At 63.9% G+C, this 14408-nt stretch carries 13 protein-coding genes and 1 pseudogene; 11 read left to right on the top strand and 3 right to left on the bottom strand.

What is annotated here, in order from left to right; all coding sequences use genetic code 11:
• On the top strand, positions 1 to 1102 hold a 1102-nt coding region (locus tag QN222_RS21495), incomplete at its 5' end, for an adenylate/guanylate cyclase domain-containing protein (protein WP_284005585.1).
• 9 nt (positions 1103 to 1111) lie between these two features.
• Here the strand turns inward: QN222_RS21495 and QN222_RS21490 are convergent.
• Positions 1112 to 1729, bottom strand: coding sequence for a FecR family protein (locus QN222_RS21490; RefSeq protein WP_283964868.1), 618 nt, complete (start codon positions 1727 to 1729; stop codon positions 1112 to 1114).
• Positions 1730 to 2007: 278 nt separating this feature from the next.
• Here QN222_RS21490 and QN222_RS21485 point away from each other — a divergent pair.
• Together QN222_RS21485 and QN222_RS21480 are read left to right on the top strand one after the other, a co-directional pair.
• Positions 2008 to 2505 (top strand): annotated as a pseudogene (locus QN222_RS21485) (sel1 repeat family protein); the annotation flags it as partial.
• Positions 2494 to 2808 (top strand): tetratricopeptide repeat protein, encoded by a 315-nt coding sequence (locus tag QN222_RS21480; RefSeq protein ID WP_283964871.1) that lies wholly within the window; start codon positions 2494 to 2496, stop codon positions 2806 to 2808. The pseudogene QN222_RS21485 and the gene QN222_RS21480, both read left to right, overlap by 12 nt.
• Before the next feature lie 48 nt (positions 2809 to 2856).
• Here QN222_RS21480 and QN222_RS21475 read toward each other — a convergent pair whose 3' ends face one another.
• The gene (locus QN222_RS21475; protein ID WP_180940018.1) at positions 2857 to 3891 is read right to left on the bottom strand and encodes a proline racemase family protein; all 1035 of its coding nucleotides are present in this window, start codon (positions 3889 to 3891) and stop codon (positions 2857 to 2859) included.
• A 232-nt stretch (positions 3892 to 4123) separates the two neighbouring features.
• Here QN222_RS21475 and QN222_RS21470 point away from each other — a divergent pair, with 232 nt between their 5' ends.
• From QN222_RS21470 to QN222_RS21440, 7 genes are all read left to right on the top strand, one after another.
• The gene (locus tag QN222_RS21470) at positions 4124 to 4930 is read left to right on the top strand and encodes a phosphodiesterase (RefSeq protein WP_283964867.1); all 807 of its coding nucleotides are present in this window, start codon (positions 4124 to 4126) and stop codon (positions 4928 to 4930) included.
• A 40-nt stretch (positions 4931 to 4970) separates the two neighbouring features.
• Entirely contained in the window at positions 4971 to 5285 is a 315-nt protein-coding gene (locus QN222_RS21465; protein WP_283964866.1) for a YkgJ family cysteine cluster protein, read from the top strand.
• Positions 5286 to 5471: 186 nt separating this feature from the next.
• Positions 5472 to 9179 (top strand): trifunctional transcriptional regulator/proline dehydrogenase/L-glutamate gamma-semialdehyde dehydrogenase, encoded by a 3708-nt coding sequence (putA, locus tag QN222_RS21460; protein ID WP_283964865.1) that lies wholly within the window; start codon positions 5472 to 5474, stop codon positions 9177 to 9179.
• A gap of 225 nt (positions 9180 to 9404) precedes the next feature.
• Positions 9405 to 9989: a YigZ family protein gene (locus QN222_RS21455; protein WP_283964864.1), complete on the top strand. Its 585-nt coding sequence runs from the start codon at positions 9405 to 9407 to the stop codon at positions 9987 to 9989.
• A gap of 65 nt (positions 9990 to 10054) precedes the next feature.
• Positions 10055 to 11041: an aldo/keto reductase gene (locus QN222_RS21450; RefSeq protein WP_283964863.1), complete on the top strand. Its 987-nt coding sequence runs from the start codon at positions 10055 to 10057 to the stop codon at positions 11039 to 11041.
• 42 nt (positions 11042 to 11083) lie between these two features.
• Positions 11084 to 11512, top strand: coding sequence for a DUF1810 domain-containing protein (locus QN222_RS21445; RefSeq protein WP_283964862.1), 429 nt, complete (start codon positions 11084 to 11086; stop codon positions 11510 to 11512).
• A gap of 446 nt (positions 11513 to 11958) precedes the next feature.
• Positions 11959 to 12636 (top strand): isoprenylcysteine carboxylmethyltransferase family protein, encoded by a 678-nt coding sequence (locus QN222_RS21440; protein WP_283964861.1) that lies wholly within the window; start codon positions 11959 to 11961, stop codon positions 12634 to 12636.
• Between the two features lie 25 nt (positions 12637 to 12661).
• Here the strand turns inward: QN222_RS21440 and QN222_RS21435 are convergent, their stop codons facing one another.
• Positions 12662 to 13399 (bottom strand): helix-turn-helix domain-containing protein, encoded by a 738-nt coding sequence (locus QN222_RS21435; protein WP_283964870.1) that lies wholly within the window; start codon positions 13397 to 13399, stop codon positions 12662 to 12664.
• Between the two features lie 126 nt (positions 13400 to 13525).
• On the opposite strand from QN222_RS21435, the gene QN222_RS21430 reads away from it, so the two are divergent.
• Complete coding sequence (locus QN222_RS21430) at positions 13526 to 14341, top strand: methyltransferase domain-containing protein (RefSeq protein ID WP_283964860.1); 816 nt, start codon at positions 13526 to 13528, stop codon at positions 14339 to 14341.
• Positions 14342 to 14408: the final 67 nt, after the last annotated feature.

Here is a 14408-nt window from a genome sequence, read left to right as displayed (position 1 = left end):
CACGCTCTCGGCTGCCGACGTCATGGCAAACACGGCCGATCGGAGCCGCCTTACGGGCAAGCTGGTTTTCGTCGGCAGCAGCATGCCGAGCCTCGGCGGGCTGAGACCCAGCGCCTCGATGCCGCTCGAGCCCTCGGTGCAGATCCACGCCGACATCGCCAATGCAATCATCACCGGGTTCGTTCCCTATCGGTATGGCGGGCTGCCGCTCCTGGAAGCCTTGTTCACTTTCGCGGCCGGCACGCTTGCGGCCGTTGGCGCGACGCGGCTTCGACCACTCGCGACCCTCACCCTCGGCCTCCTCGCGCTGCTCTTCGTCATCGCCGGCGCCGGCGGCATTTATGCCGCGACGGGCTGGCTCGTCGATGCCTTCAGTATAGGTGTGGCGCTCATTGCGGTGCTCGTCGTGACAAGTGCGCTGCAACTCGCCCACGTGCGGCGCGCCGAGGCGATCGCCCGGCAGAAATTTTCGCAATACCTGCCGCAATCGGTCGTCGCGCGCTATATCGACCAGCCGAATGCCGGGCGCGTGGCCGGCGAGGAGCGCGTGGTCACCGCGCTTTTCACCGATATCGAGGGATTCTCGACTCTCGCCCGCAAGCTCGGCCCTCGTGAGCTCGTGGCGCTCCTCGACATCTATTTCGCGGAAGTGAACACGCTCGTCTCCCGCCATGGCGGCATGGTCGACAAAGTCGTCGGCGATGCAGTGCACGCCCTCTTCAACGCGCCGGAGGATCTCGACGATCACGTCAACAAGGCGATCGAATGCGCCGTGGCGATCCACGCCCTGACCGAAAAAATGCGGCGGCGGCCGCAATTTGCAAGAGACGGTTTTGGCCGAACGCGGATCGGCGTCGAGACCGGGCCTGCCGTACTCGGCGAGGTAGGCGCGGGCGGTAAGCTCGACTACACCGCTCACGGCGACGCGGTGAACCTCGCGGCGCGGCTTCAGGATGCGAACAAATTCCTTGGAACGGCAATCTGCATCGGGCCGGCGGCAGCGGCGCAATCGCACGCACCTCTCCGGGCGCTGGGGCGCCATGACATCCGCGGGTTCGGACCGATGGAGCTCTTCACAGTCGCTGACCCGCCGGCGGCGTGAGGGCGTGCATTACAGCAAGCCGACGCTCGCATAGGCTTCCCGAATGCGGGCCTGCCCCCAGTTTGTCAGCTCGGACGGTGCCGCTCCCGGCCGGTCGAAGTCGACGCCCTGGCCGGCAGCAACCGTGCGCGTCACACCGCCGCCCTGGACCGACACCGCTCCACGCTCCACGAAGACGGCGAAGGCCGCACGGCTCGGGCCGCAGAAGAATTTCGTGCCGCGCACGCCGATCATCCCGAAGGCTGTGCGCACCGCCACGTCCACCTTCGAAAGGCCCTCCGGCCGGTCGAAGACCATCCGGCCGAGACCGAGCTCGAGCGTGCCGCCCTGACCGGCGATGAACCTGTCGATCAAGAGTTCCGTTTGCGGGCCGAGCAGGATACGCGTTTCGCTCAGCGCCAGATCGGCAAAGCTGTTGGTGCTCGTCGAGACGTAGTCGTTGTCGAGAACCTCGCCACCGACGGCAAGCCGCGCCTCGTCCTCTCCCTGCCGGCGGCGAACATTGCCGCGTATCTTCTCGGCCTTGCCGACCACGGAATTGGGCGCCGCGTTCGCCGACCGGCCCACCATGGCCGCCAGCATCAGGCCGCCGACGAAGATTCGTCTTTTCACATATATCGGCCGCATCGGCTTTGTTCGCCGCCTCTCGCAACGCTCCCTGTTCGAGCCTCCGGAGTCTCAGAGGATAACCGCACGCACAGGCGAAGCAAGACGCATCTCGCCTGACAGGACGCAGCCGCTCCCACTCACAACTTCGCCGCCCGATCCGGCGCGCCGCTGTTTCCCCAGGAACAGGTCCAGCGCCGCGACCGCCCTAGGATCGTGCTACGAAGAGGGAAACCGTCATGAACAACCGCGTCAATCAGTGCATTCGCATCGCCAACGTCCTGCTGTTGGCGGCTATCATGTTCCTTTCGTTTGCCGCAATCGCGCTGCCCGCGGCGCGTGCCGCCGATCTGACTGCCGCGGAACAATGCGACCGGGAAGCGGGCAGCGAATTCGACCTGGAACGGAACCGGTCGTTCCCGACTGTTTCGACGGAAGACATCCGCATCGGTATTGCGCTCTCCGCCTGCCGCGAAGCCTACAATCAGAACGGCGACGCACGCACGCAATTCCAGCTCGCGCGTGTCCTCGACAAGGCGGGGCAGAAAATCCAGTCGCGCCGCATCCTCGAGGAAGCCGCGCGCAACGGTCATGCGCTGGCCATGGTGAACTACGGCGCACAGGTCGCCGAGGCGGGCGAGACGGAAACGGCGTTCGACCTCTATGAGCGAGCCGCGGCAGCCGGAAACATCCTCGCCGCCTACAATCTCGGTGTCGCCTATCGCGACGGTGTCGGCACTGCCGCTGACGGCGCGCTTGCAGTCCGCTGGTTCGAGCGGGCATCGATCGCCGGCGACGACGTCGCCGCATTCAACCTGGCGGTAATGCTGGACGAGGGCCAGGCGGTGCCGGAAGACAATCTCGAGGCCGCAAAATTCTACGGTCTCGCGGCCGAACGCGGCAATGTGGACGCGATGATCAACCTCGGCCTGATGTTCGAAAGCGGCGAAGGCGTGCGGCGCAATCCTGTCGCAGCACAGGAACTGTTCAGGCAGGCAGCTGACCGGGGCGATCCGGTTGGCCAGCAAAAGCTCGACCCGATCGCCACAGGCAGCATCTTGCGCACCGCCATGCTGGCGAAGATGGACCAGTCCAAATGAAGACACCATCTGTACGCGGCGGGATAGTGCCCGCCGCGCGATCGGGCCTCAGCGGATCTCGCCCGCCTGCGGCCCCCAGGTATCGGTCAGCGCAAATCCTTCGGCGAGCGGATCGAACGGATCGAGCGCCACCTGATGCAGGCCGAACGTCCAGCCCCGACCGGATATGGTCGGAATAATTGCCTCCCTGCCGGCGACTGTCGTCACGCCTTCAAGCCCCACCTCAAACTCCGAGCCGATGATCGACCGGGATTTGAGGATATCGCCGGGCTTCACCCGGCCACGCGCGTGAAGCGTTGCAAGGTTCGCCGAGCTACCGGTGCCGCAAGGCGAACGATCGACGCGGCCCGGCCACATCGTCGTGCAGGTGCGAACCGTGCCATCCGCTTCGGTGTCGCGGAACATCACATAGGCAACGCCGCTGATTTCGGGGATCTCCGGATGGACGACCGGGATCGTGCGGTTGACGAGATCCTTGAGCAGCATGCCCGCCTCGACAATCCGCCGCGCGTTCGCCTTTTCGATCGTCGTGCCGATCTGGCGGACATCGACCAGCGCGTAGAAAATACCGCCGAAGCAGAGATCGAGCTTGATACGGCCCCATTCCGGCGTATCGACCTCAACGTCCAGCTCCTGCACGAAGGACGGCACCATGGTGAGCTTCACCCTTTCGCATCGTCCGTCGCGGCAGGTGGCCGTCGCCTTGACGAGGCCCGCCGCCGTGTCGAGCATCACCACCGTTTCCGGCTCCTTCATCTCGATCATGCCGGATTCGAGCAGCGCGGTCGTCACGCAGATCGAATTGGAGCCAGACATGGCGTGGGCCTGGTCCGCCTGAAGGATGATGAAGCCGGCATCGGCCTCCGGTCGCTTCGGCGGCACGAGCAGGTTGACCGAACCGATCGATCCGGAACGCGGCTCAAGGCAGAGAAACCGGCGCAGGCTGTCGTCGACCGTATTGATGTGGTTCAACTGCTCGGCGATCGAGTTGCCTGGGATCTTCGGCACGCCGCCGATCGCCACCTTGCCGATTTCACCCTCGCAATGAACATCCAGCAACTGGATCGTGCGCTTCCATCTCATGACCTATCTCCGGGTATCGCATCTTTCCGCCGTTCACCTATCTCGACCGGCACGGCGCCTCATCTGATATATCAGACGACGCGGTGATGCATACAGCGTTCACCAGCCCGCTACAAGATGGCCAACGAAACGGTCTCGAAACATCGCGCGCTGTCCATTCACCCAAAGATGCCGCTTGACGGTAATAGCCCAGCGCGGGAGCGTGAAAGCGCTGCGCATCACCGGAACGAACATGACGAAATTCATCATCTTCACTGACCTGCACATGGTTCCCGAAGGTGTGACAATCATCGGGCTCGATCCCTATCGGCGGCTCGCCAACGGGATCGCTCACGTCAATCGCTACCACGCGGATGCGGATCGGGTGATCTTTGCCGGAGACCTCGCCCACGGAGCCGACCGTCCGTCCTACGAACGCCTGAAGGCGATCCTTGATGAACTCGTTCCACCGGCGGCGATGATGATCGGCAACCACGACAGGCGCGAGGTTTTCCTCGATGTTTTTTCCGGCACAGCGACCGACGAGAACGGCTTCGTCCAGCAGGTGATCGATTTTGCCGACTGTCGTGCCGTGCTGCTCGACACTCTGTTTGCGCCGCCCTACGACTATCCCGTGAGCCACGCCGGGCATCTTTGTCAAAGGCGTCTTGCCTGGCTCGATCGGCAACTCGCCGAGGCCGGCGCCCGGCCGGTACTGATCTTCATGCACCATCCTCCGCATGTGACCGGCTTCACGAGCATCGACATGATCCGTCTGATCAACGGTCAGGAATTCTACGCGCTCGTGAAACGCCACGGCAATGTGCGCCACATCTTCGCCGGTCATGTTCATCGCACGATCAGCGGCTCCAGTCGCGGTATTCCGTTCTCGATTTTCAAGAGCCCGGTCCATCAACAGCCGATGCCCTTCGATACGCCGGACGCCTCGCTCTCCGTGGACGAACCGGCGGCCTATGGCATCATCCTGGTTACCGATGACGGCGTGCTCGTCCACACGGAAGACTACGAAATCGCCCGGCGCGACGCGGCAATGGCGTGACGGCCATTTCGACGCCGCCGCCTTCGTGTTAGGTTGGGCCATGAGCCATTCCGTTTCATCCAGCCAGGATTTCGACTGTCAAAGCTGCGGCGCCTGTTGTGCCTATTCGGCCGATTGGCCGCGCTTTTCGCTGGAAACAGACGAGGAACTCGATCAGATTCCGGCAGAATATGTCGCTGCCGATCTTGGTGGCATGCGTTGCGAGAACGATCGATGCACGGCGCTCGACGGCACGCTTGGCCGCTTCGTCGCCTGCAAGATCTATGCGGTGCGACCGATCGTGTGCCGGACGTGCATGCCCGGTGACGACGAATGCCTGATTGCGCGCGCACGTCATTTCGGCGCTGCCGCCTGACGCTCGATCATCCGGCACTCACCGCGACACTCCGCATGTTCCGCCACTTTCTGGCGCATTGGCAGCGAAACATTCCGAGAATGCCGCGATTTGCCGGATGGATGTTCGGCGGCGTCAAGCGTATTTTCTGCCCACCAAATCAGGGGCGCCAGACGCCTGTTACCGCTCCGTGGAGGACCGTGTTCGATGAGCCAGACCAAACTTCAAAAATCTCCCCCAGCCACGGACGCAGCGCCGGCGCCCTTTGCCGAATTCGCGCCGCCGATCCGGCCGCAAACCACGCTCCGCCGGGCAATCACGGCCGCCTATCGTCGTCCGGAAACGGAATGCCTGCCGGCGCTCATCGAGGCTGCGACGCTGCCCAAGGAGATCCGCGATGCCGCGGCCAAAACCGCCCGCAAGCTGATCGAGGCGCTCCGTGCCAAGCACAAGGGGTCAGGCGTCGAAGGACTGGTGCACGAATATTCGCTGTCGAGTCAGGAGGGCGTCGCACTGATGTGCCTTGCGGAGGCGCTGCTGCGCATCCCCGATACGGCGACCCGCGACGCGCTGATCCGCGACAAGATTTCCGACGGCGACTGGAAGTCGCATCTCGGCGGCGGCCGCTCGCTGTTCGTCAACGCCGCGACCTGGGGCCTCGTCGTCACCGGCAAGCTGACCTCGACCGTCAACGACCGCAGCCTCGCGGCAGCACTGTCGCGGCTCATCGCCCGTTGCGGCGAGCCGGTGATCCGCCGCGGCGTCGACATGGCGATGCGGATGATGGGCGAGCAATTCGTCACCGGAGAAACGATCGAAGAGGCGCTGCGCCGCTCGCGGGCGCTCGAACAGAAGGGCTTCCGCTACTCCTACGACATGCTCGGCGAAGCGGCGACCACCGCGGCCGATGCGGAACGCTATTACAAGGACTACGAAGCCGCTATCCATGCGATCGGCAAGGCTTCGGCCGGGCGCGGCATCTACGAAGGCCCCGGCATCTCGATCAAGCTCTCTGCGCTCCACCCGCGCTATACCCGCGCGCAGGCCTCCCGCGTCATGGGCGAATTGCTGCCGAAGGTTAAGGCGCTCGCGCTCATCGCCAAGAAATACGACATCGGCCTCAACATCGACGCCGAGGAAGCCGACCGGCTGGAGCTGTCGCTCGATCTCCTGGAAGAACTTTGCCTCGACGCCGACCTTTCCGGCTGGAACGGCATGGGCTTCGTCGTGCAGGCCTACGGCAAGCGCTGCCCCTTCGTTCTGGATTTCATCATCGACCTCGCGCGCCGCTCGGGCCGGCGCATCATGGTGCGCCTCGTCAAGGGCGCCTATTGGGATGCCGAGATCAAGCGCGCCCAACTCGACGGGCTTGAAGATTTCCCGGTCTTTACCCGCAAGATCCATACCGACGTTTCCTATGTCGCCTGCGCCCGCAAGCTGCTCTCGGCGACCGACGTGATCTTCCCGCAGTTTGCTACCCACAACGCGCAGACGCTCGCCACGATCTACCATATGGCCGGCAAGGATTTTCAGGTCGGCAAATACGAGTTCCAGTGCCTGCACGGCATGGGCGAGCCGCTCTATGACGAGGTCGTCGGCCGCGGCAATCTCGATCGTCCTTGCCGCATCTATGCGCCGGTCGGCACGCATGAAACGCTGCTTGCCTATCTCGTCCGCCGCCTGCTCGAAAACGGCGCAAACTCCTCCTTCGTCAACCGCATCGCCGACCCGAAGGTCTCCGTCGACGAGCTTACCGCCGATCCCGTCGAAATCGTCCGCGCCATGCCGGTGGTCGGCGCGAAGCACGATCAGATCGCCTTTCCGGCCAAGCTCTTTGGCGAGGCCCGCACCAATTCCGCCGGCCTCGATCTCTCGAATGAAGACAGCCTCGCATCGCTGACGGAAGCATTGAAGGCAAGCGCTGCGACTGCCTGGACCTCCGTTCCGCAGCTTGCGACCGGCGCGGCCTCGGGCGAAACCCGCCCGGTCGTCAACCCCGGCGACCACCGTGACATCGTCGGCTCGGTGACGGAAACGTCGGACGAGGATGCGAAGCGCGCGGCCCGCCTCGCGCTCGAGGCTGCCGAAGCGTGGTCCGCGGTTGCTCCGGCGGAACGGGCCGCCTGCCTCGATCGTGCGGCCGACCTGATGCAGGCGCGCATGCCGACGCTGCTCGGGCTGATCGCCCGCGAGGCTGGCAAGTCACTGCCGAACGCGATCGCCGAAGTGCGCGAGGCAATCGACTTCCTGCGCTACTACGCCGAACAGACGCGCCGCACGCTCGGCCCGGCACACAGGCCGCTCGGCCCGATCGTCTGCATCAGCCCCTGGAACTTCCCGCTGGCGATCTTCACCGGCCAGATTGCCGCAGCACTCGTCGCGGGCAACCCGGTGCTCGCCAAGCCCGCCGAGGAAACGCCGTTGATCGCGGCCGAAGGCGTGCGCCTTCTGCACGAGGCGGGCATTCCGGCCAACGTGCTGCAGCTTCTGCCCGGCGACGGCCGCGTCGGCGCGGCGCTGGTTGCGGCACCGGAGATTGCCGGCGTAATGTTCACCGGCTCGACCGAGGTCGCGCGGCTCATTCAGGCGCAACTTTCCGACCGGCTTTCGCCTGCCGGACGACCGATCCCGCTGATCGCCGAGACCGGCGGCCAGAACGCTTTGATCGTGGATTCCTCGGCGCTTGCCGAGCAGGTGGTCGGCGACGTGATCGCATCGGCCTTCGACAGCGCCGGCCAGCGCTGCTCGGCGCTGCGCGTGCTCTGCCTGCAGGAGGACGTTGCCGATCGCACGCTTGCCATGCTGAAGGGTGCGCTGCACGAACTGAACATCGGCCGCACCGACCGCCTTTCCGTCGATGTCGGTCCGGTCATTACTGCCGAGGCGAAGGGCATCATCGAGAAGCACATCGATGCGATGCGCGGGCTCGGCCGCAAGGTGGAGCAGATCGGTCTTGCCGCCGAGACGGATCAGGGCACCTTCGTGCCGCCGACGATCATCGAGCTTAAGAAACTCTCCGATCTCAAGCGTGAGGTCTTCGGGCCAGTGTTGCACGTCATCCGGTACCGCCGCGACGATCTCGACCGGCTGGTCGATGACATCAACGCCACCGGCTACGGCCTGACCTTCGGGCTCCACACGCGCCTCGACGAGACGATCGCGCATGTGACGAGCCGCGTGAAGGCCGGCAACCTCTACGTCAACCGCAATATCATCGGCGCGGTCGTCGGCGTGCAACCCTTCGGCGGACGCGGCCTTTCCGGCACCGGTCCGAAGGCGGGCGGCCCGCTCTATCTCGGCCGGCTGGTGACGACGGCGCCAGTGCCGCCGCAGCATAGCTCCGTTCATACGGACCCTGCCCTTCTCGACTTCTCCAGGTGGCTCGATGGCCGTGGTGCGAAGACCGAAGCGGATGCGGCGCGCAACGCCGGCAGCACCTCGGCACTCGGGCTCGAGCTGGAGCTGCCAGGCCCGGTCGGCGAGCGCAATCTTTATGCGCTCCACCCGCGCGGCCGGATCCTGCTCGTGCCTGAGACAGAGACGGGTCTCTACCATCAACTCGCCGCAGCGCTGGCGACCGGCAACAGTGTCGTCATCGACGCCGCCTCCGGCTTGCAGCCGTCGCTCAAGGACCTTCCGCATGGCGTCGCACTGCGCGTCTCCTGGTCGAAGGACTGGGCGGCCGACGGTCCCTTTGCCGGCGCCCTCGTCGAGGGCGACGCCGAACGCATCCGCGTCGTCAACAAGGCGATCGCGGCCCTACCCGGTCCGCTGGTGCTCGTCCAGGCTGCATCGAAAGAAGAGATCGCTCGCAATCCGGACGCCTATTGCTTCAACTGGCTCCTGGAAGAGGTTTCGACCTCCATCAACACTGCCGCCGCCGGCGGCAACGCCAGTCTGATGGCGATCGGTTAAGGAGCATCGATTTGCCCCTCACCCTAACCCTCTCCCCGCTTGCGGGGAGAGGGGACGTGCCTGCCCTGGACGACATCACTCTGCGGCTTTGCAGAGGGCAAGGCGGTGCCGCAAGTCCCTTCTCGCCGCCTGCGGGGAGAAGGTGCCGGCAGGCGGATGAGGGGCCGTGACAGATGACGAAGCATTACCAATCCGCTATCACCGCCAGAAAAACGGAAGCAGCGGATGTTCACGCTCCAGCGCATCGAGACCTCGACACAGGAAATCAAGAAAAGCCGGTTCCTGGCGATCGCCGGCGCGATCGAGGAGGAGCAATCGGCGAGAGCCTTTCTGGCCGCGCATTCCGACCCGACCGCCAATCACAATTGCTGGGCCTGGCGCATCGGCCAGACCTATCGGTTCAGTGACGATGGGGAACCCAGCGGCACGGCGGGCAAGCCTATCCTTGCGGCGATCGACGGCCAATCGCTCGATCGCGTCGCGGTCGTCGTCACCCGGTGGTTCGGCGGCGTCCTGCTTGGAAGCGGCGGGCTGATCCGCGCCTATGGCGGCACTGCGGCACTCTGTCTGAGGGCAGCGGAAAAGGTCGAACTCGTCGACACGCAGCGCGCCACGATCGTCTGCGACTTTGCCGATCTTGCCCTGGTCAAGGCGCGGCTAACGGCCCGTGGCGTAGCGGTCGCCGGAGAAACATTCACGGATACCGGGGCGGTCCTGACGGTCGAGATGCGCAAGGACATCGCGGCGGAGGTCCTCGTCCTCGTTACCGATCTCAGTCGCGGCAAGGCGATCGTCTCGCTCGAAGATTGAACTTCCGAACACGCCGCAATCATCATAGAAATCACGCCGACGCAGAACAGGACGAGGACATCGAAATGAAAACCAGAGTTTTGGGACGAACGGGCGCAGCGATTTCGGAAATCGGCTTTGGCGCCTGGCAGATCGGCGGCGCCTGGGGCGACGTCAGCGAAGAGGACGGCAAGCACGCGCTTCACGCCGCGCTCGACAGTGGCGTCACCTTCATCGACACGGCCGACGTCTATGGCGATGGGCGTTCGGAAAAGATCATCGCGGCAGTGCTGAGGGAGCGCGGCGGACAGAAGCCGTTCGTCGCCACCAAGGCCGGCCGACGGCTCAATCCGCATGTCGCCGACGGCTATACGGCCGCCAATGTCGAGGCGTTCATTGACCGCAGCCTGAAGAATCTCGGCGTCGATGCGCTCGATCTGGTGCAGCTCCACTGCCCGCCGACGGAGGTCTATTATCATCCGGATGTCTTCGAGGCGCTCGACCGGCTGGTCGCCAAGGGCAAGATCCGCCACTACGGTGTCTCGGTCGAGAAGGTCGAGGAGGCGCTGAAGGCGATCGAATATCCGGGCGTCGCGACGGTTCAGATCATCTACAACATCTTCCGCCAGCGCCCGCAGGAATTGTTCTTCACCGAGGCACGGAAGAAAAATGTCGGCGTCATCGTGCGCGTTCCCCTCGCCTCGGGTCTGCTCACGGGCAAGATCAGCAAGGAAACGGTCTTCGCGGCTGACGACCACCGCAATTTCAACCGCCATGGCGAAGCCTTCGACGTCGGTGAAACCTTCGCCGGCGTGCCTTTCGACGTGGCACTCGAAGCGGTGGAAGAGTTGCGCGCACTGGTGCCGGCCAACGTGCCAATGGCCCAATTCGCGCTTCGATGGATCCTGGAGCAGCCGGCCGCTTCCGTCGTGATCCCCGGCGCCCGCAACGAGGCGCAGGCGCAGTCGAACGCCGCAGCAAGCGCGCTCCCGGCGCTCGACGACGCGACCATGGCCGCGATCGCCGCGCTTTACGAGCGGCTGATCAAGGTTCATGTTCATCATAGATGGTAGGGTGACCGGCGCTCCGCGGGGGGTGTCGGAAGGAAGGCGGAGATGCAAGAGGCCTTCGATCTTGAACGCTTCGTAAAAGCGCAGGAAAGCACGTATCGCGCCGCGCTCGCGGAACTCACCGCCGGCGCCAAGCGAACCCATTGGATGTGGTTCATCTTTCCGCAGATCGAGGGCCTCGGCCATTCACCGACGGCGCAATATTATGCGCTTGCGAACCTGGACGAGGCGCGGGCCTATCTGCGCCATCCGCTCCTCGGCCACCGCATTCTCGAGTGCACGGAGGCGGTCAATGCCGTTCAGGGCCGATCCGCGCTCGAGATCTTCGGGCGGCCGGACGACCTCAAGTTTCGCTCGTCCATGACGCTGTTCGAAAGAGCCGCCCCGACGGTCGGCGTCTTCGCAAGGGCGCTCGACCGCTATTTCGACGGAGAAAGGGATCCGAGGACGCTTGAAAAGCTCGGCAAGGGCTGAGCCGGCGTCTTCACAATGTCTGCAAAAGGATCAGCAGGATCAACGTCGCGAAGACAGCCAGCCCGACGATGACAAGCATGAGTTCCTTCATCATATAACGATACATACAACCCTCCTTCCCGGCAGACGACGCCGGGAAGCACTCTGTTCATATGGGGACCTGGCAAACCGTTGTTAAGGCGATGCCCGCACACGACAGCGTGAAGGCGAACTGCCATCCACGCAGAATCGTCGGCATAGAGCCGTGATTTACCCGCACTATGGGATGTCGCGACAGGGGAATGTCGCACAAGGGAGGGTTGCGATCCCGGGCGGCGGCACTATCTCAAGAGCCATCGCATCTTAATTAAGGAAACATACAAGCAATTCAAAGTGCTACAGTGCCCTTTGCGCGCCTGATAAGACGCGCGGCGCTGTGGGCGTCCCCGATCATCTGGAGCGTGCCCATGATCGTCAGGCTGGTCGTGCAAACCGTCATCTGGTTGGCAATCATTGGAGCTGTGCTCTTTGCATCGGCCGGAACCGTCGCCTGGCCGGCCGGATGGGTTTTCCTCGCGGTGATGCTGGCGGTCTCTCTGATCGCCGGACGGTCGCTCGCCCGGCATGATCCGGCACTTCTCAAAGAACGGTTGTCGGCGCCGATTCAGAAAGGTCAGCCTTTCGCGGACAAGATTCTCCTCACGATCATCTTTCTGTTCCTGTTCGGCTCTTTCGCGTTCATGGCGCTCGATGCGGTACGGTTCGGGTGGTCGTCGGTTCCGCCATGGGTGCAGGGCGTCGGCGCTTTGACACTGCTGCTCTCCATCGGTCTCAACTATTGGACATTCAGGGAAAACAGCTTCGCGGCGCCGGTCGTCAAGGTCCAGAGGGAACGGGGACAAAGGGTGGTCACCACCGGGCCCTACCGCTACGTTCGCCATCCCCTCTATGGCGGCGGCCTCCTCTACGTTGCCGGAATGTCGCTGCTCCTCGGCTCTTGGTGGGGGCTCGTGGCGGTGGTTCTGTTCGCACTGCTGCTCGCTGTTCGCATCGGCATTGAGGAAAAGGTGCTGCGGACCGGCCTTGCCGGATATGACGCCTATGCGGCGCGCGTTCGCTATCGCCTGATCCCTTACGTCTGGTAGCGGCGCTTCGATCGCTCGACCGACGCTAAATGGCCTTGTGGCGCGGCGTCTCGACCCGTGGCCTGCCTGCCGACGGCTCCCTCCGCTCGGATCGTATATGGGCCAGCGGGCTGACGCCGAGCCATAGCGGAAACAACTTGCGGAGCCTCCCGCTGCCGTCCACCTCTATCGCCCCGTGGTGGAGCGCCGAAGCAAACGGCAGGTCACCACGCCAAATTCGCGTCAGGTCCAAAAGAGAGACGATGACGTAGAGCTGCGCGTCGCGGTCGGGCGGCTTCAGGCAGAGTTCGCAGGTGCCGTCCTGATTGAGGAACCACCAGTGGCGCTTCTTCTCCGCCTGGTCCGTGAGCTCGAATTGTATGACGACGCGTTCGGTGCCGAACAGTTCAGGGTGCGCGCCCTTTTGAAGCGCCCAGAGCAGCAGGCCGAGATCGATCTCGTGCTCCGCCAAGGTCCTGCGCGACCATCGCTGGCCCCATTGTCCGAGCGCCATGATGATCGGGACAAACTCCTTGCCGGCATGCGTCAGCCGATAGGTCGGGCCGCGCCCGTCATCGGATACGGACCGGACGATGATGCCCTCCGCCTCAAGTTTCTTCAGCCGCGACGAGAGAAGCGTTGGCGAAGCCAGGGGCACGCCGCGCTGCAACTCGGAAAATCGGGTGGCGCCAAACGCAAGGTCGCGCAGGATCAAAGCCGTCCAGCGCTCGCAAAAAATCTCGGCGGCCTTGGCGATCGGGCAGAACTGGTTGTAGCTCCTCATCACGATCACTTCCTTTCGGCGCGCAGTTTACACCCGGCAGCATCGGGATCCCACTACAGATTGTGAAGTAGCCACTAGGCCCTCCAAGTGGTGAAATGGCGCTCTCAAAAGCCGAGGGAGGGTTTCATGTCGGAACATCTCAGCGAGCGAATCCGGGAACACAACCGCGATCAGGCGGCAATCTGGGGAGCGGGCGGCAGACACTACGACCTCGTCAGCTTCGCGATCTCGGACGCGCTGGCGCACGCCGCCCAGCGATTGAGCCCGAAGCCCGGCGACAAAGTGCTCGACGTCGCGACCGGCACCGGCTGGAGCGCGCGCAATGCCGCGCGTTTCGGCGCAAACGTCACGGCGATCGACATATCGGCCGATCTGATCGATGCTGCCCGCCGGTTTTCGACCGGCATCGAGCCGACTATCGATTACCGCGTCGCCGATGCCGAGAACCTGCCCTTCCCGGACGAAAGCTTCGACAAGATACTCTCGACCTTCGGGGTGATCTTCGCCGGGGACCATCGCCGCGCCGCCAGCGAACTGGCGCGGGTCTGCCGCAAACGCGGACGGCTCTGCATGTCCACTTGGTCGCCGACGGGCGCCGTTGCCCGCTTCTTCGCTGTAATCGGCGCTCACACGAAGGCGCCTCCACCGAAGGAATCGTCGCTGTCTTGGGGCGATCCGGCCTATGTCGAAGGCCTGCTCGGACGGGAATTCAAACTAACTTTCGAACACGGCACCAACAACGCCTATCACGAAAGCGTCGAATCAATCTGGAACTGGTACCTGCGCGGCTTCGGGCCGTTGCAGACGCTTTATGAAGGCTTGAACGGGCGCGAACGGGCTGCGCTGAAGCGCGATGTCGATGCCTATCACGCGCACTATCAGGTCGAGGCCGGGCTCCACATCAGTCGGGAATATTTGATCGTCATCGGTGAGAAACGATGAGGTTCCCCGCTGCTATTCGGGCATCGCCTGGAGAAGCGAATCGCTGCTTCCTGGCTCTGTAGTGACG

Source organism: Sinorhizobium sp. 6-70, from assembly GCF_030124375.1.
Taxonomy (GTDB): Bacteria; Pseudomonadota; Alphaproteobacteria; order Rhizobiales; family Rhizobiaceae; genus Sinorhizobium.
Note: the sequence above shows the minus strand (reverse complement) of the source record. Positions and strands in the feature narration are given on the sequence as shown.

What these genes read in the sequence shown, in the direction of transcription:
- QN222_RS21490 (WP_283964868.1), bottom strand. Translation starts at nt 1,729, where the DNA reads ATGCGGCCGATATATGTGAAAAGACGAATCTTCGTCGGCGGCCTGATG.
- QN222_RS21475 (WP_180940018.1), bottom strand. Translation starts at nt 3,891, where the DNA reads ATGAGATGGAAGCGCACGATCCAGTTGCTGGATGTTCATTGCGAGGGT.
- QN222_RS21470 (WP_283964867.1), top strand. Translation starts at nt 4,124, where the DNA reads ATGACGAAATTCATCATCTTCACTGACCTGCACATGGTTCCCGAAGGT.
- QN222_RS21465 (WP_283964866.1), top strand. Translation starts at nt 4,971, where the DNA reads ATGAGCCATTCCGTTTCATCCAGCCAGGATTTCGACTGTCAAAGCTGC.
- putA (WP_283964865.1), top strand. Translation starts at nt 5,472, where the DNA reads ATGAGCCAGACCAAACTTCAAAAATCTCCCCCAGCCACGGACGCAGCG.
- QN222_RS21455 (WP_283964864.1), top strand. Translation starts at nt 9,405, where the DNA reads ATGTTCACGCTCCAGCGCATCGAGACCTCGACACAGGAAATCAAGAAA.
- QN222_RS21450 (WP_283964863.1), top strand. Translation starts at nt 10,055, where the DNA reads ATGAAAACCAGAGTTTTGGGACGAACGGGCGCAGCGATTTCGGAAATC.
- QN222_RS21445 (WP_283964862.1), top strand. Translation starts at nt 11,084, where the DNA reads ATGCAAGAGGCCTTCGATCTTGAACGCTTCGTAAAAGCGCAGGAAAGC.
- QN222_RS21440 (WP_283964861.1), top strand. Translation starts at nt 11,959, where the DNA reads ATGATCGTCAGGCTGGTCGTGCAAACCGTCATCTGGTTGGCAATCATT.
- QN222_RS21435 (WP_283964870.1), bottom strand. Translation starts at nt 13,399, where the DNA reads ATGAGGAGCTACAACCAGTTCTGCCCGATCGCCAAGGCCGCCGAGATT.
- QN222_RS21430 (WP_283964860.1), top strand. Translation starts at nt 13,526, where the DNA reads ATGTCGGAACATCTCAGCGAGCGAATCCGGGAACACAACCGCGATCAG.